Genomic DNA, 22,798 nt, shown 5'->3' with positions numbered 1-22,798 from the left:
TCGGTGACCATTGACATTTGACCTGATCAAGCGACTGTTTCAGGGTGTGGCCGTCAAAGGGATTCCCGTGAAGGGCATCGATCGCCAGAACCCAGTTTTTGATGGAACTGGTGACCATGGCCACCTTGCAGCCGAACTCGTAGCGCTTGTGGGCCTTGCCCTTGGCGATGCATTCCACCTCCGGGGCATGAACACTGTAGACTTTGTGGGTGTCGTTCCTCTTCTGGGTGAAGATCTGCTCCGCAAGAGTCAGCAGGCGGGAAAGATCCTCATCGGGAACCTGGCACTTGCGCCGGATGTCCCGGATGACCCGGCCCAGGAAAGTTTGCAGCTTCCGAGTTTGCTTTCTTGCTCGCTTGAACTGGCGGGCATGGGCGTAGCGGCCCTGCTTGATGAAGGCCTCCTTGCCCAACCGCTCGTAGTTTTGCCGGAGATCGATGTCTCTCTCCTTAGCAGCTCGAACCAAGGCTCGTCGGGTCTTTTGATAAAGCCGGGCATCATTGGGAAAGGCGACGGCTTTTTCCTGAACCGTCGTATCGTCGTTGACTCGTTCCACACCACATGACGCGGCGTGAGCAGTTTGCCCCGTTTGGCCGTCTCCAGGGTTTCCACGTGCAGCTTCTCCAGCGTGTCCGGCCCCAGACGCTTCCGCCAGCGAACCATGGAAGAGGGATCCAGAGGTAATCTGTGCTGGAAGTACTCGAAACCGCAAAAGTATTGCCAGTATGAATTCTCCAGGAAGCGTTCCACCACCGACTCATCGCTCTCGTTGAAGGTGTGCTTCAGGTAGTGCAGTCCGACGATCAGCCGGGTCGGAAGTCCGGGGCGGCCGACGTTCTCCACGAACAACTGCCCGAACTCGGTGTCAAAGAACGACCAGTCGATCTGACGGGCAAGCTGGAACAGAGGGTGCCCGTTGTCGAGAATCTGGTCCAGGCGCGATTGGAACAGATCGCCTTGAGCCTCTTGGGCGGACAGATTTTTCTGTTGCATAAAATCACCAGCTTTTGAGGGATTTGTTTTAATTTCTGGTGATTTTATCATAGAACAACCAATTAATAAAGCATTAATTACAATATATTACAGTTTTTCAGGGACGACTAAATTATATCATTTGTAATTAGCATTCTAGTCCATCAACGATCCACCACTAATATTAATTGTAGCACCCGTAATATAATCTGATCTATTAGATGCTAAGAATACCGCTAGTTCACCAACCTCCTCTGGTTCACCTAATCGTCCTAACGGAATCGCTTTCCTTAATCTTTGTCTTGCTTCAATGGTCATACTCTTTGGCAAATCAGTATCTATTGAACCAGGCGCAATAGCATTCACACAAATATTATACCTTGCGTAATGGAAAGCGAGGTGCCGCGTTAACGATACCAGTCCTGCTTTTGATACTTCATAGCTCGGTGACGCATTTGGGTGTGGGAGTTTCGCCATTTGTGATGTGATATTTATTATCTTCCCGGCCTTTTTTGCACAAAAGATGGGCAGTACGGCTTGTGAGAGATAAAATGCACCATGCAGATTAACATTGATCACACGATGCCACTCCTCCAAGCCAAGATGATCAACAGGAGTTCTGGTTATTATTCCAGCGCAATTCACTAACACATCTATTGTACCAAATAGTTCGATGGTACGTGTAACGATACTTTGAGAAAAGGATGGTTCAGCTATATCTCCTGGTAATATGTCGACATATTTGCTAATTTTGCAAATTTCTTCTTGCGCACGCAGAAGTCGCTCCCGATGTAAAGCAACAAGGAGTAGCGAGGCGCCATTCTCAGCATATTTTCTCGCTATAGCACGTCCAATTCCCCGTGATCCTCCTGTAATAATAGCAACTTTATTCTTTATCATTACATATATCCCCACATAGTCAATAAATAATCAATTTATTACTGCAATAATTAGCTCCGGAAGATATTCAGCCGTTCTTATCATTTCTTCTTTAGAGCTTAATTGAATGAATACGATTCCAAATTTTGTTGTGTTCACATCAGTAACCAAATCGCCAGGTTTCCACCACATTTGCTTATCGATAATCATATTTCGAATCGAAGAATGAATTAATATGTTTTTGAGTGTGCCCGTGCGAGACGCCATGACACAATGTCGAATAAAGAAACCTTTAGGTTCGGAGTGCGTCAACCCGGAACAATCCAATCCAGATGAAGCCCTTACTATCCATGATGGGTAATCTATACCCGTTGCATGTTCGACAAGCTTAATATATAGGTCTCCCGGTGCACGGCGACAGATTTCGATAATTATAGGGTCATCACCACGAAGAATATATTGCATGTGAAATATGCCCGTCTTTAATGACAAAATAGATGATATTTTCTCCGCCACAGCACATAATTTCTTTTCTACTTCCTTTGGAACAATGCTTGGAACAGACGCAGCAGAAACCAAATATGGATTTAAATAATAATGTTCATTGTCCGAAAAGAAAAATACTACTCGTCCATCTACCAAAAAAACAGAAAAGCCATGTCGAGTACCAACAATGAATTCCTCAATAACAATTCGCTTTATTTTTGATATTTTAAATGCGCTATCAATTGCCTTTTCTGCATCATCCATTTGCCTAATCTCTGATATACCTTTACCCCCTGTCAAGTCCACAGGTTTAACAATAACTGGGAGCGTTAGTGTTTCAGTCCATAATAAAGCATCCTTCTTCCTTTTAAAACCCTTTGCAAGAGGTGTCGTGATACCAGCTTTTTTTGCAAATTCTCGATATCGATCTTTGTGATGAATTATTTTCGCAACGTTATATGTATCATGGCCTGGCAATCCCAATTTTTCTGCAGCATATGATGATGAGAGAGCTGAAAAGTCATTGCAGCAAGCGCAGATAGCGGACACATTTAAACTAGCTGCCAATCGAAGGATTGCCTCACGATCAGAAAAATCGGCAGAATAGTATTCATCCGAATATTTATGTCCTAATTCGTCTGGACGATTACCACTGGTAATGACATAATAACCGAGTTTCTTTGCAGATAGTATTAATGGAATATCGGCGTAACCACCACCAGCAATTAGTAGTTTATTTTTTCTCATCATTAAACACATTACATAGAAACGATAATGTAGTCCGTTCATTCACCACATACGGTGGTCTTCCCTTGACTTGATTGAGTATTTTCCCAATATATACGCCTACTACGCCCATTCCAAACAGGATTACGCCCGATAAGAAAAACATTGATACCATAACACTAGTCCACCCAGCGATAATCTGCCCGAGTATAAAGTATCGAATAACGAGCCACACCCCATAGCAGAAAGCTGCGAAAGACATTACAAATCCACTCTTAATAAATAGTATAAGTGGTTTTTCAGAGTAAGAGACAATCGTATCGATTGCAAGGGATAAACGTCTGTCGTAATTATAGCTAGACTTTCCCTCTGTACGTTCGTCATGTTGTATCTCGATTGCTGTCGTTTTAAAAGCAAACCAACGAACGAGTAGTGGAAATATTCGTGGTTGTTCAGGTAATGATTTAACGGCATCTACCGCTCTTCGAGAGTAAATGCCAAAGGATGATTGAGTTTCATCACTTTTTTGATTGGTCATATAGCCGAAAAGGCGATGATATGCTCTTGAGAATAATCGTTTAAAATAACTGTCACGTCTATTTATCCTCTGACCAGCAACGATATCATATCCTTCCTGAGCTTTTTTAAAAAGACGTGGAATTTCTTCAGGTCTATCTTGTAGGTCGCAATCCATTATCACAAGCCAACTACCTCGTGCCACATCGACACCCGCCATTATTGCATTGTGTTGTCCAAAGTTTTTCGTAAGTCTTATGCCAATGACTCTTGAATCATTTCTCGCCATTTCGCTTATTAGATCCCACGGGTTTCCAGGACCACAATCGTCAACAAATATTATTTCAAATGATGCTGGAATTATTACCATAGAAGCCACAAGCCGCACATATAGGTTGATTAAAGTGCTATCGGACCCATATACGGGAATCACAATAGATATATCTGGATTATTGATTTTCTTCTCTGTCATCCAACATCCTCCTCATTAAACATCATATCATATACGGAGTCTCATTTTACTTCAAGCAACTGTAACTTGACATTCTTTTCTGTGATCGAATCCATAATAACATAAATGCCGTTCTCACTTATCATCATTGGTAAGCTGCTTTATATAATCATCAACCTTGACCTTTAGTATATTTTCATTATCTGGGATTTTCATACTAGCTATTTTGAAAAATAGTAATGCCTCATTCTTCTTGCCTAATAAGGCAGCAGAGATTGCTAATTGATATATTTCTTCGTATGTGGCTTCTGGCGAGAAAGGATTAACGTATTTCATTAGAACAATATAAGCCTTTTTATATTCTCTAATATTATAATATGATGCATACAGATTCCAATATACTTTGTCAGATTGCTTTTGGGCCCCCATAGCAAGTGCCATTTTATAATGTACAATAGCTTCATGATATTCTTTCGTACCAAATAATGCATCACCCATCAATGCATATCCCTGATATTGCTCTGGGTAATACTTAATTATCTGTTTTGCGTACTCCAACGCTTCTCTATACTCGCCGCGTGTAACCGAAAGACTTGAAAGAATGTGATTAACTCTAAAATTAGATGGATCTTCAGAGCGCATTCTTTTAGCCTCGTTAGATATTTCTAAAATGCTAGTTGCAGATTCGTTTGCGTAAAGAGTTTTCCAGTAAATAAATGGATCGATGAGTTTCAATTCGTATTTATCCGCGACTTCTCTATAATGGTTCCTATTGACATATAGTACTTCAGCGTGATCAAAAAAAACTGGGCAGTATTGTTCCTGAGTATTAATGATATCCTTAAAAGATGTCCTGTTGAGTGAAACCGTTATGAATGAAGGATCGTACTTCTTAATAAATGACGCAAATGCATGTTTATCAGTAAATGAGTGTTCAACGAGTGCCAAATCAAGATCATTAAAAATCGACATTTGCATATCCATATATATTCGATATCTATCACTTAAGGTCCATTGTAAATAACCACCTGTATTGGGATCATTGAGTATATTACCACTGAGAGAATGCTGATTTAAAAAACGACTTACACCTGTAGGAAGATTTGACGGTGATAGAGGGTAGTGTGGACGATCTCCTAAAACACCATGATAAATGCAATAAGGCATAATTACTAATACTACAGGAAGTAAGACACAAATGACCCTGCTTGGAATAACAAATGCTTTTGATAACAAAGGGATTATATGGCGAAGTAGTGGTAAGGACAATAATGTGAATTCACATGTGAATCTCGAATGCCTAGTCAACAAGAAAATTGCACCAACAACGAGAATTGCATGACTAATGCGCAGTTCCCTTTTATAAATTCCAAAAAGCAGAAAACCAATAGTGGTAATAACAATCAGGTTTTGCATGGTCGTCAATAGCCCCTGCGCTGAAATAGGAGCAAAGACTAACAAAGATTTTAACGGAATCCTGAAAAGTTCCCTTACGTACAGGTGTTGGTAGGCAGCACCTTCATAAGTAACACTGAAGGGGATGTGCACCAACTCAAATATTCCAGGAGTAATGAATATAGAATAGTATACGGCTATTAAATACCATTTATATTTTCTTTCGTCTGATGATATGATCGATTTCGATTTTACCTGCGTCCAGTAAACCTCCACTACATATGCAGTAACTATCAGAAACATCACTGGATATTCGATACCGTGAACATTTGACCAGATGATTCCAATTAAAGGGAGACAAACACACATTCTTTTATAATACTCAATGATGGATATGAATAATACTATAAATAGATAAGAAAAAAGATGTGGACGTACTGCCAATTCTCGGTTCATCAGAACGATAGTGCAGCACACGAAAGCAAGAAGACCGAGAAATAGAGTTGTTCTATCCTGCTGATTAAAGAACAGGATCTTAAAAATTAAGAATGCCGTTAATGAATAGAGTAAGCACCGGAGAACAATCAATCCATAATAATCCACAAACTGATAAACAGAATAAACAATTACCTGAAATAACCAATAGTAGTTGTAGTATTCTTTGCTTGGTGAAATGTACGAAAAGAATGAATTATGAGCAATTGATCCATTATTACAGAAAAATCTGCCTCCAGACAAATGATACCACAAATCTGAATCATACATCACAATTGGCCAAGCAATGAAATGGCATATTAAGAGTAGAAAAAATAGAACAATTATTAAAGCTAAATAGTATTTAAAATACTTCATATCCCAAATCGCAAGAGAGTGTCAGATAACTTAACTAAATGACACTATACATTTTCAACAGGGCATCTGATCGCAGTAGAGGATAGCATGCTGGATTATAGTATTGCCCCCGTTTCTGGCCTGCATAATCCACTTTTTCTGAATGTTTTTGCAATGACAGATAGAACCGCTTGACGGTGGGCTCGTCCATTGGGAACGATGCCCGGCTTTCGATCTTCTTCTTTAGGGTGTTATTCAGGGATTCAATAGTATTGATCGTATAGATGATTCTCCGGATTTCATCCGGGACGGAAATAATGGGAACCATTCTAAACCATTGGTCCGCCAGGATTTCAATACTGTGGGATATCGGTTGTCACATTTCTCTGTAAAGCTCTCAGGATTCACTCGTGCCTGTACTTCTGCAGTAACTCGGTAGATAGTTTCAAAATCGCCGTCAACAGCATTGCGGTCTTTCAGCAATTCAACGCGGAGGGCGCCCCAGACCATGTGAATGATGCAGGGTTGGTCCTCTGTTCGGTGTGATGTAGCCTCCATGACTTCGAGAAAGCCCTTGGGCCCGTCTGCGAAGGTAATAATAATGTTACGGGAGCCTCGCTTTGTTAGATCTGTCACGATATAAAGTCATATATTAGCACCTTTGCTCTGCACATGTGTCGATGTCATCACCATGAGCAATTCTCCTGTGCAATTGGCATCTCATCCTAACTCAAGCCATTTACACAAAATTACCTTCACCCTCAAATGCACCCCCCTAAAAAAAGAGTCGGTCGATTTGACCGACTCTTTTTTTATCGCCTCAATGTAGCAGAAACGAAATCATTTGGACATCCCTGCTACTCATTGATTAGACTACGGCTTCGTCCATGTTCCAGTTGCACTTTTAGTATCATAATTAGCGGTAATGTTGCTGGAACTTATATCCCAATTTCCACCTGTACATGATACGTTATAAGGTACGCTTGATGGAGCATCCAATTGCACTGACTGGCATGCAGCAGACGGACTTGCTGAATTCGGTGCACTTGAATTCAGCAGGTAATTGGCATAAGCCATCGATATTGCCGACTGTGCGCTAGCGACAGCCGCTTGGGCGTTTTTCAACTTCGCCTCATCCTGCATGTCGAAGAACTTGGGAATCGCCACCGCCGCCAAGATTCCGAGGATCACCAAGACAGCGATGATCTCGATCAGGGTGAAACCTTTCTGATTTCTCTTTTTCAGCATCTTCATTCCTCCTTGGTTGTTTTTTTATGACACTTGGAACTGCCTTTCGTTTTGTTTTCCTTCCGCATCTGGATGTGCCGCTCCGTCACCCCCTTTCGCAGGCTTTCTCAATATAAAAAGTGTTCGCATACAGTGTGCCAGTGCAGGTGTATTGCCGAATCGGTCACATATCGACCAGTTCTGCATCCCTATGTTCAATGACCCTCTCGCTCCCCCTCAATCATTGAAACGGGCATCTACAAATTTTGTTGTTTCTTCATGGAGGCTACGTCGATTCCGTATTTCCTGACACGGTGCCACAGGCTGCGCTGGTTGATGCCCAAGAGTTCTGCCGCCCGCACCTGAACACCTCCCGTCCGGGTCATGGCCTCGATGATCATTCCCTTCTCGATCTCTGCCAACCGGTCATCGAGGGATTCACTTCCGTCTTGACGTGAAGTGATCATTACCTCCCCCTTCAATTCCACGGGAAGGTGAAATGGCTCAATGTCCCCCTCGGCAATGACCACCGCCCGCTCAATTGCATTCTGCAACTCCCGGACATTGCCCGGCCATGAATACCCGAGGAGCTTTTGCATTGCCTCCTGGGAAACGTGGATGGTTCGACCCGCCCGTTCCAGAAAGTAGTCAACCAAGGCGGGAATTTCCTCCAGCCTCTCGCGGAGCGACGGGAGGCGGATCGAGAACACGTTGATCCGGTAGTAGAGATCCTCCCGGAAGGTTCCGGCCCGGACCATCTCCGGAAGGTCCTTGTTCGTGGCGGCGATGAAGCGGACGTCCACTTCTATTGGCTTCGTTCCGCCTACCCGTTCAAACATCCTCTCCTGGAGGACCCGTAGCAACTTTGCCTGGGTAGCCAAGGGCATGTCGCCGATCTCGTCCAGAAAGATCGTCCCTCCGGTGGCCAGTTCGAACTTTCCCTTCTTTTGAGAGACGGCACCGGTGAAGGAACCCTTCTCGTGTCCGAAGAGTTCGCTCTCCAGGAGCCCCTCCGGAATGGCCACACAGTTGATCGTGACAAAGGGCTTGTCTCTCCGGGCGCTGTGCTCGTAGATGGACGCGGCGATGAGTTCCTTTCCCGTGCCGCTTTCCCCGGAGATTAGGACAGTGGAGTCGGTGGGGGCAACCTTCAGGACTTGGCCAAATACTTCACGCATGACTGCACTCTGGCCTATTATGCCGGGAAAACGCTCCCTCGCCTCGACCTTGGACAACAGGTTCGTGACTTGAGAAAGAACTTGTTTGTACCGGTGGACTTCGTCTTTCGATTTCTCTTCTTGTTCTGTGCTTGCCGACGGGCCTGGAATGATGTCGAGCTTTTCCGTATTCCTTACAAACTCCTCCAAGGGCTTGAGCAGTATCCAAAGGATAAGGAACGCACAAAAATAAGCAAGGCAACCAATCGTGGCAGCCCATGCAACAATGGATATGAGCGTAACGGATTCGCCCCCGATTCCTCGCATCATCAACCGATAGGTCACGATGATGCCGATGACCGAGATGCCGCTGAATATCAAAGGGATCAGGACATATAAGCTGACATGGATCCTCGCTTTTCCGTCCGGTTTCTCCATGAATAATAACGTATAGGGCTTATTTGACCATCTTCGTCAGGTCCCACATGGGGAGGAAGATCGCTAGGGCAAAGAAACCAACAACGGCGGCCAGGCCGACAACGAGAATTGGCCCGATGAGATCGGAAAGGCGCTTCACCTGGTAGGCCACCTCCTCGTCATAATGGACGGAAATGACTTTCATCATCTCCTCAATGTTGCCCGATTCCTCGCCGATGGCCACCATGTCGACCACCATTGGTGGAAAATACTTCGCTTTGCGAAGAGGGCCGGCGATTCCCTGACCCTTTTGCATCATATCCTGAATGTTCTCGAATTCCCTGGCGATGGCTGTGTTTCCGATTGTCCCGATGAGGACCTTCATGGTGGTCATGATCTGAACGCCGCTTGACTGGAGGATGGAGAAGATGCTCGCGAAGCGCGACATGGCCGCTTTGTTGAAAAGAGGACCAAAGAGTGGAATCCTGAGCAGAAATGCATCTCTCGCCAGACTTCCCTTCTCTGTTCTAAAGTACTGGCGAAGCCCGACGATGATCGCGATCACGGCAACAATCACGATGTACCAGTAGTTGTGCAAGAACTGGTAAAGCATCATGGCGACTTTCGTCGGAAACGGAAGCGCGACCCCTGCTTTTGCAAATATGCCGACGAATTTCGGGATGACAAAGGTGAGAAGGACAACGAAGGCTACGCTCAACGCGATGAGGACGATGACCGGGTACTGCAGCGCAGCCTTGACGTCCGATTTCACCTTGAATTCGTGTTCCAGGATGTAACTCAGGCGCTCCAGGACGTCCGGGACGGTCCCGCTGACCTCGCCGGCGTTGATCATGCTCCGGTAGAGGGGCGAAAAGATCTTGGGCTGTTTCTCCAGAGCATCGACCAGCGTGGAACCCTGCTTGATGTCCATGGCCATCTGGGCGATGGCCTTCTTCAGGTTCGGATTCTGGGTTTGGGCTTCCAGAACCTGGAGCAGGCGGATGATGGGGATTCCTGCCAGGAGCATGGTTCTGAACTGCTTGGTGAAGAGGATCAACTCAGGGGCAGACACGGAACCGAATTGGCTCTTCAGGCGGGCCAGGAACCCTTCCTCGGAGAACGTGTCCGCTTTGCTGATTCGGGCTGGGATGTATCCCCCAGCAACCAGCATGTTGTTGGCCGACTCCGGGGATTCGGCCTCGATGACTCCCGAGACGGTGGCCCCGTTCTCGTTGATCGCCTGGTAGGCGAATTTGGGCATGACGCTCCTCCCTTGCTGCTTACACCATAACCGAAGAGGCGGCCTCTTCGAGGGTCGTGATTCCCGCCAGAACCTTGGCGGCGGCGTCTTCCTTCAGGGTCCGCAGCTTTCCCGCCTCCATGGCGGCCCGGGTGATGTCCTGACTGGACTCCTTCCTCAGGATCATGTCCTGGACCATGTCGTCGTTCGCCAGGACCTCGAAGACGCCGGTACGGCCTTTATAGCCCGTGTTCATGCACTGGTAGCAGCCGCGGCCTCTCATGAAGTTTGCATTCTGGATGTTCTCCAGCCCCCAGGCTGCCAGGGCCTTCTGGGTGGGCTGATAGGGCTCCTTACAGTAGGGGCAGACAGTCCGGACGAGGCGCTGGGCGAAGGACACCAGGAGCACCGAGGCCACGAGGAACGGCTCGATGCCCATGTCGATGAACCGGGTGATGGCCCCGGCGGCGTCGTTCGTGTGGACGGTGCTGAGGACCCGGTGCCCCGTCTGGGCGGCCTGGACGCCGATGGAGGCCGTCTCGGAGTCGCGGATCTCGCCGACCATGATGACGTCCGGGTCCTGCCGCAGGATGGAGCGGAGGCCGCTGGCGAAGGTCATGCCGGCCTTGCGGTTGAGCTGCACCTGGCGGATGTTGTTGACCCGGTATTCGACGGGGTCCTCCAGGGTAACGATGTTGATGTCGGGCTGATTGATGTCATTCAGGATCGCATAGAGGCTGGTGCTCTTCCCGCTTCCTGTTGGCCCCGTGCTGAGGATCATCCCGTAGGGCTTGCGGCTCATGCTCTCGATCTTCAGGCGGTCGTCGTCGCTCATGCCCAGTCGGTTGAGGGTGTAGACCCCGGCGCTCATGTCCAGGAGGCGGAGCACCACGTTTTCCCCATAGATCGTCGGCATGGCGGAGGCCCGGACGTTGATCTCGCGGTTTTCCATCTTCAGCGTGAAGCGCCCATCCTGGGGAACGCGCGTCACGGTGATGTCCATTCCGGCAAGGATCTTGATTCGTGCCGAAATGGGAAGAGACAGCGACTTGGGCGGTGAGGGGACCTCCTGCAGTTTTCCGTCGATGCGGAAGCGGAGAGAGACATTGTTTTGCTGGGGACTGATGTGAATATCGCTGGCTCCCTCACGGACAGCCTGGCTGAAAATGGAGTTCACCAGGCGGATGACCGGGGCCTCCACGGCCATGTCCTGGAGGGAGGCCACCCTGACGTCCGACTGGTCCGGCTCTCTCTCTGCCTGTATCTCCTCCGATTCCGTGTCGATGGTCTCCAGCACGGTGCTGAGGCCGGTTTGTGAGCCGTACACATTGTTGAAGAGCTGGTTGTATTCCCGCTCCGAGCAGATGACGGGCTCCACTTCCGAGTTCGTCATGACTTCCAGGGAGTCCAGCACGTTGATGTCGAGGGGATCCGTCAGGGCGACCGTCAGGAGACGGCCCCGTTTTCGAAGCGGAATGACCTGGTTCTTCTGGGCGAAATCCGACGGGATCTGGGAGGAGAGGGCCGGCTCGACGGGATACTGGTCGGGGCGGTACTGCTCGATCTTCAACTGCCGGCTCAGGACGTCGATCACCTGGCTCTCGTTCACGATCCCCTGGCGGATCAGGTACTGGCCCAGCTTCATCCCCGTCCGCTTGTGCGCCGCAAGGGCGGTGGCAAGCTGCTCCGCCGTGAGGATGTTGTTCTCAACCAGCAATTCACCCAATTTCTTTTTCACTCTCATGTCGGACCCCTTTTCCTTTTATAGCTGAGAGAAAAATACCGTATCGGATTCCCACTTCCCGCTCAACACCTTGGCATGTGACCGGAGCGGGGTGGGGAGTTTCCGGATCTGTGCGATCGCCGCCGCCTCGTCGATGAACCGCTCTCCCAGAACGATCGAGAAGACGGTTCCCTCGCGGCTGTTCCAGTGGGCGATCATCCTCAGGCTGGGAACCTGTCTCTGGCGTTCCCGCATGATCCCGTAGGCCTGCTCCAGGGTCGAGGCGCTTGCAACCTGGACCCAGACGCCCCTGGCCGTGGTCGGGTTCGCCGCCTGCACGGCCGGGAAGAGAAGGACTTTCCCGGCGGGTACCTTGTTCAGATTCTCGATATCCGGGTTTGCCTTCTGAAAAGCATGATAGAGGCTGAGATTCCACTGGCCGTAGACATCGCTCAGGATCCACCAGACCGTCCCGCCCTGGCTGATGGCGATCCGGCCGAGGGTCTCCGGCAATTTCTTCTTTACAGCGGGAGCGGGGGAAGGAACGGCCGGTTCGGCGGGCCCCACCTTTTGTGCCGGGGCGGGCGGATGGACGGCCACCACGGCTTGCGCCGGCTGCGACACCTCCGGCAGGCGGACGGCAGCCTGCTTCTTTGCGGCGCCGAACGTTCCGACGAGGTCGGGAGCCTGAATCAGGAGGCCGCCCAGAACCAGCAGCACTAAGACAGCCAAGGCCGCCTTCAGCGGCTTCCCCCGGAACCGGTCATACATGGCCAGCCGCCGGGCACAGGCCCAGACGAGGGGCCAGTTCGCCTTCTCCCGGTTCTGGATAATGAGCGCCAGGAGAACCTCGTGGCAGAGCGTAATGATCTTCCGGGGAAACCCTCCCGTGGCAAAATGCACGGCCCAGAGGGCCGGCCTGCTGAAGAGCTTTGGCGCCCCCTCCTCGCCGCCGGCTCTGGCGATCCGGAAGGCGACCATGGCCTGGGTCTGGCGGAACCCGAGGGGCTGCAGGCGGTAGAGCAGGTTGATGCGGTCCGTGAAGTTGGGATGATTCTTCAGGATCTCTTCAAACTCCCGCTGGGCGAAGATGACGGTCTGCAGGAGCTTGAACTCGTTGGTCTCGTAGTTGAGAAACTCCCGGAGAATCTCGATGGAGGTGGACGACAGCTTCTGTCCCTCGTCGATGATCAGGACGGTGATTTTCTCTTGGTCCACTCCCTGCCGGTACAGGTAATTCTTGATGTTTTCCCGGAGCTGCCATTCCGTGACCGGCCCGTCGGGAATTTCAAGCCCGAACGACGCGGAGATCGTGGACAGGCACTCGACGGCGGTTCCGAACGCGGGATCGAGCACAAGATGCGTGGTGATCCTGTCCCTGTCTTCCTCGGACGATCCCAGCCTCTGGATCATGCGCCGGCAGAGGGTGGTCTTCCCCGTCCCGACATCCCCGATGACTACGTTCAGGCCGCGGCGCAGGCGGATGGACAGCTCCAGCCGCTGGAGGCACCCCAGGTGCTGGTCGGACTCGAAAAAAAAATCCGGCTCCGGCGAATTGGAGAAGGGCTCTCTCTTGAGATGCAGGATCCTGAAGTAGTCCATAGTGCAATACCGCCCGTACATTGCGGTACGAGCGGTCCCTGGTTGATCATTGGTTGAATGGCGATGCCGATCTGCTATGCATTACTTGCCGACCGGGGTTGCATCCTTGACGTCCACCTTGACGGATCCCTTTGCGTCGGCCGCCTGGTACTGCGGCAGGATCCTCGGCGTGATGAAGACGAGCAGCTCTTCCATGGCATTGGTCTTGTTATCTCCCTTGAAGAGCCATCCTAGGACCGGAACGTCCTTCACCCAGGGAAGCCCCTCGTCCGAATGGGTGATCCGCTGCTTGCTCAGCCCCGAGATGACGATGGTCTCCTCGTTGCGGACGATCAGGTTCGTCTCGGTCTGCTTCTTGATGATAAAGGGGTAGCCCGATTTCGTGGTCCGGGTGAGGTCCACCTCGTTCTTCTTCACGTTGATGGACATCTTCAGGTGGACGTCATCGATGACGTGGGGGGTGATCTCCAGCCGGAGCACTGCGTCCTCCCAGTTGATGTTGGTGGTCGTGCTGCCGCCGCTGGTGGTTGTCGTCTCGTAGGGGACTCGCTCGCCGCTCTCTGTGTATGCCTTCTGGTTGTCCAGGGTGGTGATGGACGGGCTCGAGAGGATGTTGACCTTGCCGTCCGTCTGGAGAGCGTTGAGCTGAAGCTCCAGGATGTTGCCGCCGATGGTACCATAAAGCAACCCCAGGGCGCCGTAGCCGGAAGCGTTGGCGAGTGCCGAGCCGGGGAAGTTGAGGCCGAGTCCCTGCCCGGAAAGCCCGTAACTGCCGACGTCGCCGCCAGGACCGCCGACTCCGAGGGGATTGTACCCTCCATCGATTGGGTTAAAAGGCGCCGTGCCCGTTGTGTTTGTTCCGCCGGGCGTCACCCACATGCTCCTGCTTCCCAGTCCGCCCGTGTATCCGCCGCCCCACTGCACGCCCAGCCTCCGGGCCGCGTCCTTGGTGGCCTCCACGATGTGGGCCTTGATCAGGATCTGCGGGGTCGGCTTGTCGAGCCGCTTGATGATGGGGATCATCTTGGTCAGGTCGTCCCGGATGGCCTGGATGATGAGGGAATTCGTGTGGCTGTCCACCTTCACGGAGCCGCGGAACGTCTTGCCGTCCTTTTCCCTGGTCAGGAAGGTCTCGAGGTTGTCCTTCAGGTCCTTCGGCGACGCATAATCAACCGGCACGACGACGTTGAGGAGCGGCTCGACCCGCCGGATGTCGCTCTCCTGGGTCTTGCGCTTCAGGTCCTGCTCCTTGTCCGCCTCCGTCATGACCCGGATGACGTCCCCTTCCCAGACATAGCTCAATCCATGTGTGTTGATGATGCTCTCGAAGGCCCGGTCCCAGGGGGTGTTCTGGAAGTCGACGGTGATGTCGCCCTTGATGTCGTTCTTGACAAGGATGTTCTTGTTGGCCGCCTTGGCCAGCGACCGGATGACCGCCTTGATCTCCGCCTGGCGCATCTTCAGGTTGACCTTCATCGTCGGGAGATGGCGTCCCGCCGTCGAGCGCACCCGCTCGTCCGCGAGACGTGCCTCCTCCTTCGCCACCAGGGCGTTGAGATCGAACTCGCGTGCCCTCTGCGTCGGCGAGTTCCCCGTCGACTGGTCCGACAGGGTCCGCCACTTGTCGAAGAAGGGATCCTGCTTGACTTGAATATCTTTCGAGCAGGCCGACAAGGCAAAAGCGGCAAGCAGGATGAAGGCGAACCCGAACAAGGAGCTTCTCATCCCGGGAGCAAGGCTCCTCGGAGCTTTTTCCGCGATCCGATCATTCCTGTATGAGAACATCAAACTTCACTCCTTCCAGTTTTTTTTCGATGACCACTTTGGACTTGTCGATTGCCCTCAATACGTATCCTTCTTCCACCAGCGGTTCACCCGCAATATATTCAACCCCGTTGATGATGGCCACCCGCCTCCTGCCCGAGTCCAGGTAGCCGGTGTAGGCGAAGGTGATCGCCTTGCCGGCCGTCGCCGCCTTGTTCTTCATGATGCCTTCCTGGAGAGAGGCATACTCGGTATAGAGCCCCCGGTCCATGAAGGGATCCCGGCCCCACGGCGTCTCGGCCCGGACGGCGGCGTATACCTCGAGCTCGCCGGCTGCCTGGGCCGCCATTCCGGTGGTGGTCTCCGTCACGAACTTCTGGATGTCCGCCGTTGTGGCTGCTTGTTTCGCGGGACCTTTCATGCCCAGCCTGGGACCCAGGATCTCGTATGCTGCATAGAGAATCGCCAGAGCCATGACGGCCAGGATAACGATCTGTCTCGTATTCAGTTTCGGCATCGTCCGACTGCTCGCTTCCTTTGAAGGTTAAAAGGTTGTCAATTCAACGCCACCATCAGGTTCATCTTGAGCTCCAGGGCCGTCTGGGCCGGCCGGACCTCAATTGCGTCGAACCGCTCCACGTAGGACAGGCCTCCCAGGGCCGTGAAGAAATTCCGGAACTGGCTCATCCCCCCGCGGACCACGACGACCACCGGGGCGATCTTCGCGTCACCCGCAACGGCACCCAACTCCGGGTTCACCGACATGACCTCGAGCTGGGCGGCCCGGGCCAGCCCGCGGATGGTAACCGGAACCTGGTCCACCTGCTCCTTCGACAGCCGGGTCCGGCCCGGCAACGGCAGGGTCGTGGGGACCTTCTTCTCCGCCAGTTGCTTCTCAAGCGTCTTGTAGATCGGCCCCAACTGCTCCTGCTCCTCGACCTTCAGCTTCAGGGCCTGCTCCTTCTTGTCCAGGGAAGTTACGGCGTACCCCATGGGAAAGAGGCCGGCGACAATGAAGAGAATGACGACCCCGAGGCAGATCAGAAGGAACCGGATGCTGCTCTTGGGAATGCGGAAGGATTTCTTTGTTTCGTCCATGCGATCACCCGATCTGCATATTGATGATGAAATGGAGGACCCGCCCTTTTCGGAAAGGCTCGAGATCCTGCTTCTTGACCGACACGTTCTTGAAAAGCGGCGAGTTCTCCAGGGCCACCCGGTAGCGGAACAACTGCGACTCGAAGGTTGAGGGATCTCCGAAGACCACTCCCTCAAGAATCATATCCTGCCCCGATGCAGCCGAAGCGGCCGGGGCGCCCGCCGGGGGCGGGGGAGGAGGCGGAGCCGGCTGGGCCGGTGCCTGTCCGGCCGCGGTAGGCGCGGCGGCCGCCGGAAGCACCAGACCCGACTTCACGGAGACGAGACGGATTTCTTCCGGTGTCAGGGCCGTCAGCTCACCCAGAACGGCCATCCCGAGATAGCGCTCCGAATAACCGCGGAGGACCTCCCGGCGCTGTTTCATGGCACCCAGCATATCCGTCACCCTGGCCTGGTCGACAACGGGGGAATACTGGGCCAGCTTGGCTTCCATCTTGGCGACGGCGTCCCGTTTCTGGCTCATCTGCTGGAACTGAAAGCCGAAAACGATGGCGCAGACGACCAGGGCGGCGACGAACCCGATCAGGACAACCCGGTTGATCCTCACCACCTGCTCGGCTTCCTCCCGCTCCCGGAAGGTGAACATCGCATTCGGGGTGTGGGCGTTGTCGGAGAGGGCCGCGCCGAGGGCCGGCACAAAGGCCATCTGCTCGGAGAGGCTGAGTTTCATGCTGGAGGGAATGTCGGCGACTTTCGGGTTCAGCGGATCGAAGATGTCCCGCTCGATGGCGAGCTGGTTGCCGAGATAGTCCAGCATCGTCCTGTCGATGTTGATGACGCCGGAGATGAGGACCTGCTCGATCCGTTCGCTACTGACGTTGCTGACGAAGTGCTCGAACGTCCGCTCGACCTGCCTGGCCAGCCGCTCAAGCGCCGGCTCGAGCATCTTGAACACATCCTGTTCGGTCAGCCCCGCCCCGGCCAGGTCCCCGGAGGGGGAGTCCCCGCTCATCCCGAATACGATGCGGCGGGCCTCCTCGAAGGTCATGACCTTGGTGCCGGTGGCGGAGGACGGATCGGGCCGGCGCTCGTCGTTGAAGGTCTCCATGAGCGCCTCGACCATGCTCCGGACACCCGTCTTGATGCCCCGGGACATGACGAGGTTTCCCTTGGAATAGACGTCGATGCGGGAAAACTCGTTGCCGATGAAGAGGGTGGCGACGGTGCCCTTGCCAGCGGCGACCCATCCCGTGCGGAAGATGTTCTGGATGGCGAAGGGTGTGATGACCATGCCGTCCAGGGAGATGCCCGCCTGGCTGAACAGCTTGCGCGTATCTTCCACTTCCTTGCGGGGAACCGTGTAGGCCATGACGGCATACTTGGGGATCCCCTGCTCGATGACCTCTCCCTGGAGCTCGAAATCAAAGATGAACTCCTTGTCATCAAAGGGGTGCTCCTTGCGCATGCCCCAGTAGACGGCGTTGTCGATCTGCTTCTTGGCGACCTTGGGGATCCGGAAATGGCGGACTTCCACCTCCGCGGCGGACATGATGAGCCAGACGCCGCAGTTGTCTTTTGCCGAGCAGCCGAACTTCGTCAACTCATCCCGAAGGAAAACGGCATATTCCGGCGTCCCCTTCGTCAGGCCGAACGGATAGGCGACCTTTCGGGCATCCAGGAGCTTCCATTTCCCGTCGGAGGAACGGATTGTCTTGACGAACCGGACGAATTCGTGACCGGCGTCGATGCCGACGTTCATGGAGCGCGTTCCCACCTTTTTCTGGGAAAAGGCGATGACGTTCTTCTGCGGCTCCTGGGCCGACGGGGGGGGTGGAGACGGCGCCTCATCCTTTTTCTTGATGACGTCGAGGAGTTTTTCCGTGGAGGTAATATCGTCGTTCCGGGCCAAGGGATGCCCTCCTGAATCCGGGCGCCATACCGCCCTGTAATGGAAGGTTCATGGTAGGCTCCCCGTCAGGAACGGGAGCCAAATCGCGCAATTCTGTCTTTCCGGTACCCCTCGAGGAGCTTTCTGGCATCGCGCAGATACTCCCGGGGATAATGCCTCAAGACGCGAACTCCGTACTGAATCTCCGGGGGCGGAGGGATGATACCCTTGCGGATGTAATCTCCGACTGTCTTGGGAGAAACACCCAGGGCTTCCGCAGCATCCACTACCGTGTTAAAGGCCTGGCCATTGATGATGACCATAAAGAAGTGCTGATCCCCCGATTCATAATAAACGATCCGAAGGTTCGTATCTACCGGACCTTCCGAACCGTGTCAATGCATAACATATATAAAAGATTTGAATTGATCGGGAATATCGTAAAAGCTACTTATGTTTTGCTTACCTAAAGGTTTTTATACGTCATGTCAAGTATTATTCTTTTGACAGATTCCACTGAGGCGAAACAACGTTTTTCGTCAATCGATTGACACGTCCTGAGCATTTCATCAATGCATCAAGCAGGTTATGAATATTCGGGCAGGAATCCCGAAGGAACCGCTTTTCCTTTGCCGCGGGAAAAAGTATAAAGGGTTCGTTTTCCCTGAACAGGTATTCCAGGACAAACCGAAAGGAGCGGCCGCCCCCCGATGGAACAAATCCTGTCCGACTGGCTGTCGGCCTCCCTGCAGGGTTCCTACCTGGTACCGCTCCTCGCCGCATACCTGGGCGGGATCCTGGTCAGCTTCACACCCTGTGTTTATCCTGTTATCCCGATCACCGTCGCCTACATCGGGAACCAGGGAGCGGGATCGCGACGTCGGGCCCTGCTTCTGTCCCTTGTCTATGTGGCGGGCATGTCCTTGACATACAGCGGGTTTGGCGCTATGGCGGCCCTGTCGGGCCGTCTGTTCGGACAGTTTCAGTCTAGTCCCTGGATTTCCTTTGCCGTCGGGAATCTCTGCCTGCTGATGGGGCTTTCCATGCTGGACGTATTCTCCCTGTCCGTCCCGGTGCCTGGGTGGGTCGGGAAACTGCAGGCCGGCGGACGGATCCGGGGTATGGCCGGCGGCCTCCTGATGGGCGTGACGGCCGGCTTCATCGTCGGCCCCTGCACGGCGCCGATTCTGGCCGTCCTGCTCGGTTACGTCGCGACGCAGCAGAATGTCCCCTTCGCCATGGCCCTGCTTTTCGTTTTCTCCTTCGGCATGGGCACGCTGCTGATTCTGCTGGGGACGTTCTCGGCCCTGCTGGCGGGCCTGCCGAAGTCTGGCCTGTGGATGGAGCGGATCCGCAAAATCCTCGGCTGGATCCTCATCGGGAGCGGGGAGTATTTCCTGATCCAGGCCGGTATGTTCTGGGGGTGACAAGAATCGAATGAGAACGTTTGATAGATATAAAAGGTTGCAGAACCCGCTTATTCTGCTTCTGTTGGCGGGCATTCTTCTCCTGGCCTCCTGCGACGCCCCGCCTCCGCCGGTCCGGACCGGCCCCGGCCCCGGTCCCGCGGCGGGCCAGGCCCCGGATTTCACGCTCCAGGACGTCAATGGACAGAAATTCCGACTCCGCGACCAGCAGGGGAAAACGACCCTGATCGTCTTTTCCACGACCTGGTGCTCCACCTGCCGCTCCGAAATTCCTTACTACAAGGAGCTTTACGCCCGCTTCCAGCCGAAGGGACTGGTCATGGTCGGCATCGACATCCTCGAGTCGAAGAGCAAGGTGTCCCGCTTCGCCTCACAGTACCAGCTCCCCTACAGGATGCTCCTGGACGAGACCGGGCAGGTATCGGAGGCGTTCGGTGTCCGGGGCGTTCCCTCCCTCGCCATCGTCAGTCCGGACGGGGGACTCGCCTGCATGCCCTGCCGGAACCCCGAGGAAACCCTGGCCTCCCTGTTGGGGAAATGAGAGGAGACCGGACGATGACGAAGCCTGCCGTCCTGTTCATGGGCACCCCTGAATTCGCCGTCCCTTCCCTGGATGCGCTCGTCCGGGCCGGATACCCCGTCGTCGGGGTCGTGACGCAGCCCGACCGCCCCAAGGGAAGAGGCAAGCACCTCGCCCCTCCGCCGGCGAAAGAGAGAGCGGAGGAACTGGGCATCGAGGTTTTCCAGCCCGATCGGGTCCGGGACGCATCCTTCCTCGACACGCTCCACCGCCTGCGCCCGGACCTGGTGGCCGTGGCCGCCTTCGGCCAGATCCTGCCCAAGGCCGTCCTGGAAGCCCCCCCTCTAGGCTGCCTCAACGTTCACCCCTCGCTGCTCCCGAAATATCGAGGCGCGGCGCCGATCAACTGGACCCTCATCCGGGGCGAGCGCGTCACCGGCGTCACCATCATGTTCATGGACGAGGGGATGGACACCGGCGACATCCTCCTCCAGGAAGAGACCCCCATCGGCGCGGAGGAGAACGCCGGGGAGCTCCACGACCGCCTGGCCGCAAGCGGAGCCGGCCTGCTCGTCCGGACGATTGAGGGCCTGCTGGCCGGAACGGTCCACCGGCGTCCCCAGGAATCGCACCTCGCAACGCTCGCGCCGAAGCTGACCCGGGAAGACAGCCTGATCCGCTGGGAGCGGCCCGCCTCGGAGATCGTCAACCTGGTCCGCGGCCTCGCCCCTGCGCCCTGCGCCTGCACGTGGCTGGACGGGAAGCAGGTGAAGGTGTTCTCGGCATCCGCACAGGAACAGCCCGTGACGGAGCCTCCCGGGAAGATCGGATCCCTCCGGGACGGCGGGCTTGAGGTCTCCGCCGGGAACGGCATCGTGATCCTCAGGGACATCCAGATGGAGAGCAAGAAACGCATGCCCGTTGGGGATTTCTTCCGGGGTTACCGACCCCGGAGCGGATTCCTGACGGATTCCCCGGAAGCGCGGCCCGCGGAATGAAATCCTCGCCCCGCCGTGCCGCCGTCGAGATTCTCACGCGCGTCGACACCACCGGCGCCTTCGCGGAGCCGCTCCTCGACGAGGTCCTTTCCAGCCAGGTTTTCGACGAACCGTCCGACCGTGCCCTCCTGACGCAGCTTGTCTACGGCACCCTGCGGATGAGGGGCTACCTGGACTGGATCATCCGCTCGCTCTGCGAAAAGCGGTCCCCTGCCGTCTCCACGCCTGTCCGGAACATCCTGAGGACGGCCCTGTACCAGATCCACTTCACGGACCGGATCCCCGATTACGCGGCGGTGAACGAGGCCGTCGGCCTCGCGAAGCGGGTGGACGCCCGCACGGTGCCCTTCGTCAACGGCCTGCTCCGGAACGCCGTGCGCCGGAAGGATGAAGTTCCCCTTCCTTCCGGAACGAAGGACCCCGCGGGCCGGCTCTCCATCGTTCATTCCCACCCGGTGTGGCTCGTCAAGCAGTGGATCCGACAATACGGCATCGAGGAGACCGCGGATCTCTGCCGGGCCGGCAACGGGATCCCGCCGCTCGCCGCCCGCGTGAACGCACTCCGGACGACCCGGCGCGACGTGCGCGAGGAGCTGGCGGCGGAAGGCATCGCCGCGGAGGAAACGCCCTGGTCTCCCGACGGCCTGCTCCTTCCCCACACGGGCCATCCGATCCGTGAGCTATCATGCTGGAAGGCCGGGAAGATCACCATTCAGGACGAGGCTTCCCAGCTGGTGGCCCGCCTGTTCGACGTGCGGGCGGGAGACAGGATCCTCGACCTGTGCGCCGGTGCGGGAGGGAAAGCGACCCATCTGGCGGAGCGGACGGAGGACGGGGCGTCGATCCTGGCGGTGGATTCCGGCCCGGAGAAGCTCCAGGAACTGGAGAAGAACGCGGCCCGGCTGGGCATCCGCTCGATCCGGACACACCTGGCGGACGCCACGGAGGACCTCGGGGAGCGTTTCCGTGAATCCTTTCACATCGTCCTGGTGGATGCGCCCTGCTCGGGCCTGGGCACGCTGCGCAGGAACCCGGAGATCAAGTGGCGTCTCCGCCCTTCGGACATCCCCCCGCTGAGCGGCCTCCAGGGAAGGCTCCTGGACCGCGGCGCCTCCTGCGTGATGCCCGGCGGAGCCCTCGTCTATAGCACCTGCACCCTCCTGAGGCAGGAAAACGAGGATCTCGTTGCGGATTTCATCCGCCGGCACAGGGACTTCCAGCAGGTGCGGGCAAGTGTGGAGATCCCGGAAGAACTCGTGGATGCACAGGGGTTCTTTCGCACCCTTCCCCATCGCCATGGAACGGACGGTTTTTTCGCCGCGATCTTCCGGAAGGCGTCCTGAATTTCGCCTTGACAAGGTTTTGGTTTTTCAATAAATGGCTCTTTCCCCAGGAAAAATGCTGGGGGATCGTCTAGTGGTAGGACACAAGATTCTGGATCTTGCTACCGAGGTTCGAATCCTTGTCCCCCAGCCAGAATA

Annotated in this window: 18 protein-coding genes, 1 tRNA gene and 1 pseudogene; 6 read left to right on the top strand and 14 right to left on the bottom strand. The window is 54.2% G+C overall.

Annotated features, from left to right (window positions below; translation table 11 throughout):
* Positions 1-22: 22 nt before the first annotated feature.
* The 14 genes and pseudogenes from PLO63_11095 to PLO63_11030 form a co-directional block, all read right to left on the bottom strand.
* Positions 23-993 (bottom strand): annotated as a pseudogene (locus PLO63_11095) (IS5 family transposase).
* 135 nt (positions 994-1,128) lie between these two features.
* On the bottom strand, positions 1,129-1,872 hold the full coding sequence (locus PLO63_11090; GenBank protein HOI74682.1) for an SDR family NAD(P)-dependent oxidoreductase: 744 nt from the start codon (positions 1,870-1,872) through the stop codon (positions 1,129-1,131).
* A 30-nt stretch (positions 1,873-1,902) separates the two neighbouring features.
* Positions 1,903-3,087 (bottom strand): ATP-grasp domain-containing protein, encoded by a 1,185-nt coding sequence (locus PLO63_11085; GenBank protein ID HOI74681.1) that lies wholly within the window; start codon positions 3,085-3,087, stop codon positions 1,903-1,905.
* The gene (locus tag PLO63_11080) at positions 3,071-4,051 is read right to left on the bottom strand and encodes a glycosyltransferase family 2 protein (GenBank protein ID HOI74680.1); all 981 of its coding nucleotides are present in this window, start codon (positions 4,049-4,051) and stop codon (positions 3,071-3,073) included. The genes PLO63_11085 and PLO63_11080 overlap by 17 nt, the downstream gene beginning before the upstream one ends.
* A 114-nt stretch (positions 4,052-4,165) precedes the next feature.
* Positions 4,166-5,446 (bottom strand): tetratricopeptide repeat protein, encoded by a 1,281-nt coding sequence (locus PLO63_11075; protein ID HOI74679.1) that lies wholly within the window; start codon positions 5,444-5,446, stop codon positions 4,166-4,168.
* Positions 5,447-7,129: 1,683 nt separating this feature from the next.
* Positions 7,130-7,504, bottom strand: coding sequence for a type II secretion system protein (locus PLO63_11070; protein ID HOI74678.1), 375 nt, complete (start codon positions 7,502-7,504; stop codon positions 7,130-7,132).
* 236 nt (positions 7,505-7,740) lie between these two features.
* Positions 7,741-9,078 (bottom strand): sigma-54 dependent transcriptional regulator, encoded by a 1,338-nt coding sequence (locus PLO63_11065; GenBank protein ID HOI74677.1) that lies wholly within the window; start codon positions 9,076-9,078, stop codon positions 7,741-7,743.
* Positions 9,079-9,097: 19 nt separating this feature from the next.
* Complete coding sequence (locus PLO63_11060; GenBank protein HOI74676.1) at positions 9,098-10,318, bottom strand: type II secretion system F family protein; 1,221 nt, start codon at positions 10,316-10,318, stop codon at positions 9,098-9,100.
* Positions 10,319-10,337: 19 nt separating this feature from the next.
* Positions 10,338-12,041, bottom strand: a complete 1,704-nt coding sequence (locus PLO63_11055; protein ID HOI74675.1) for a GspE/PulE family protein — start codon at positions 12,039-12,041, stop codon at positions 10,338-10,340.
* Positions 12,042-12,059: 18 nt separating this feature from the next.
* Positions 12,060-13,622, bottom strand: a complete 1,563-nt coding sequence (locus PLO63_11050) for an AAA family ATPase (protein ID HOI74674.1) — start codon at positions 13,620-13,622, stop codon at positions 12,060-12,062.
* A gap of 81 nt (positions 13,623-13,703) precedes the next feature.
* The gene (pilQ, locus tag PLO63_11045) at positions 13,704-15,347 is read right to left on the bottom strand and encodes a type IV pilus secretin PilQ (GenBank protein ID HOI74673.1); all 1,644 of its coding nucleotides are present in this window, start codon (positions 15,345-15,347) and stop codon (positions 13,704-13,706) included.
* Positions 15,348-15,387: 40 nt separating this feature from the next.
* Positions 15,388-15,903: a hypothetical protein gene (locus tag PLO63_11040; GenBank protein ID HOI74672.1), complete on the bottom strand. Its 516-nt coding sequence runs from the start codon at positions 15,901-15,903 to the stop codon at positions 15,388-15,390.
* A gap of 38 nt (positions 15,904-15,941) precedes the next feature.
* Positions 15,942-16,484 (bottom strand): hypothetical protein, encoded by a 543-nt coding sequence (locus PLO63_11035; GenBank protein ID HOI74671.1) that lies wholly within the window; start codon positions 16,482-16,484, stop codon positions 15,942-15,944.
* 4 nt (positions 16,485-16,488) lie between these two features.
* Positions 16,489-18,393, bottom strand: a complete 1,905-nt coding sequence (locus PLO63_11030; GenBank protein HOI74670.1) for a hypothetical protein — start codon at positions 18,391-18,393, stop codon at positions 16,489-16,491.
* Positions 18,394-18,443: 50 nt separating this feature from the next.
* Between PLO63_11030 and PLO63_11025 the strand changes: the two genes are divergently transcribed.
* The 6 genes from PLO63_11025 to PLO63_11000 all read left to right on the top strand — a co-directional run bounded on the left by PLO63_11025 (position 18,444) and on the right by PLO63_11000 (position 22,793).
* Positions 18,444-18,842: a hypothetical protein gene (locus PLO63_11025; protein ID HOI74669.1), complete on the top strand. Its 399-nt coding sequence runs from the start codon at positions 18,444-18,446 to the stop codon at positions 18,840-18,842.
* A gap of 240 nt (positions 18,843-19,082) precedes the next feature.
* Positions 19,083-19,799 (top strand): cytochrome c biogenesis protein CcdA, encoded by a 717-nt coding sequence (locus PLO63_11020; protein HOI74668.1) that lies wholly within the window; start codon positions 19,083-19,085, stop codon positions 19,797-19,799.
* Between the two features lie 37 nt (positions 19,800-19,836).
* Positions 19,837-20,340: a TlpA disulfide reductase family protein gene (locus PLO63_11015; protein ID HOI74667.1), complete on the top strand. Its 504-nt coding sequence runs from the start codon at positions 19,837-19,839 to the stop codon at positions 20,338-20,340.
* Between the two features lie 14 nt (positions 20,341-20,354).
* Complete coding sequence (fmt, locus tag PLO63_11010; GenBank protein HOI74666.1) at positions 20,355-21,317, top strand: methionyl-tRNA formyltransferase; 963 nt, start codon at positions 20,355-20,357, stop codon at positions 21,315-21,317.
* On the top strand, positions 21,314-22,660 hold the full coding sequence (gene rsmB, locus PLO63_11005) for a 16S rRNA (cytosine(967)-C(5))-methyltransferase RsmB (GenBank protein ID HOI74665.1): 1,347 nt from the start codon (positions 21,314-21,316) through the stop codon (positions 22,658-22,660). The genes fmt and rsmB overlap by 4 nt, the downstream gene beginning before the upstream one ends.
* Positions 22,661-22,719: 59 nt before the next feature.
* Positions 22,720-22,793: transfer RNA gene (locus PLO63_11000), tRNA-Gln, on the top strand.
* The last annotated feature ends 5 nt before the right edge of the window (positions 22,794-22,798 follow it).

This window comes from Syntrophales bacterium (genome assembly GCA_035363115.1).
GTDB lineage: Bacteria > Desulfobacterota > Syntrophia > Syntrophales > PHBD01 > PHBD01.
Note: the sequence above shows the minus strand (reverse complement) of the source record. Positions and strands in the feature narration are given on the sequence as shown.

What these genes read in the sequence shown, in the direction of transcription:
- PLO63_11090 (HOI74682.1), bottom strand. Translation starts at nt 1,872, where the DNA reads ATGATAAAGAATAAAGTTGCTATTATTACAGGAGGATCACGGGGAATT.
- PLO63_11085 (HOI74681.1), bottom strand. Translation starts at nt 3,087, where the DNA reads ATGATGAGAAAAAATAAACTACTAATTGCTGGTGGTGGTTACGCCGAT.
- PLO63_11080 (HOI74680.1), bottom strand. Translation starts at nt 4,051, where the DNA reads ATGACAGAGAAGAAAATCAATAATCCAGATATATCTATTGTGATTCCC.
- PLO63_11075 (HOI74679.1), bottom strand. Translation starts at nt 5,446, where the DNA reads ATGCAAAACCTGATTGTTATTACCACTATTGGTTTTCTGCTTTTTGGA.
- PLO63_11070 (HOI74678.1), bottom strand. Translation starts at nt 7,504, where the DNA reads ATGCTGAAAAAGAGAAATCAGAAAGGTTTCACCCTGATCGAGATCATC.
- PLO63_11065 (HOI74677.1), bottom strand. Translation starts at nt 9,078, where the DNA reads ATGGAGAAACCGGACGGAAAAGCGAGGATCCATGTCAGCTTATATGTC.
- PLO63_11060 (HOI74676.1), bottom strand. Translation starts at nt 10,318, where the DNA reads ATGCCCAAATTCGCCTACCAGGCGATCAACGAGAACGGGGCCACCGTC.
- PLO63_11055 (HOI74675.1), bottom strand. Translation starts at nt 12,041, where the DNA reads ATGAGAGTGAAAAAGAAATTGGGTGAATTGCTGGTTGAGAACAACATC.
- PLO63_11050 (HOI74674.1), bottom strand. Translation starts at nt 13,622, where the DNA reads ATGGACTACTTCAGGATCCTGCATCTCAAGAGAGAGCCCTTCTCCAAT.
- pilQ (HOI74673.1), bottom strand. Translation starts at nt 15,347, where the DNA reads ATGAGAAGCTCCTTGTTCGGGTTCGCCTTCATCCTGCTTGCCGCTTTT.
- PLO63_11040 (HOI74672.1), bottom strand. Translation starts at nt 15,903, where the DNA reads ATGCCGAAACTGAATACGAGACAGATCGTTATCCTGGCCGTCATGGCT.
- PLO63_11035 (HOI74671.1), bottom strand. Translation starts at nt 16,484, where the DNA reads ATGGACGAAACAAAGAAATCCTTCCGCATTCCCAAGAGCAGCATCCGG.
- PLO63_11025 (HOI74669.1), top strand. Translation starts at nt 18,444, where the DNA reads ATGGTAGGCTCCCCGTCAGGAACGGGAGCCAAATCGCGCAATTCTGTC.
- PLO63_11020 (HOI74668.1), top strand. Translation starts at nt 19,083, where the DNA reads ATGGAACAAATCCTGTCCGACTGGCTGTCGGCCTCCCTGCAGGGTTCC.
- fmt (HOI74666.1), top strand. Translation starts at nt 20,355, where the DNA reads ATGACGAAGCCTGCCGTCCTGTTCATGGGCACCCCTGAATTCGCCGTC.
- rsmB (HOI74665.1), top strand. Translation starts at nt 21,314, where the DNA reads ATGAAATCCTCGCCCCGCCGTGCCGCCGTCGAGATTCTCACGCGCGTC.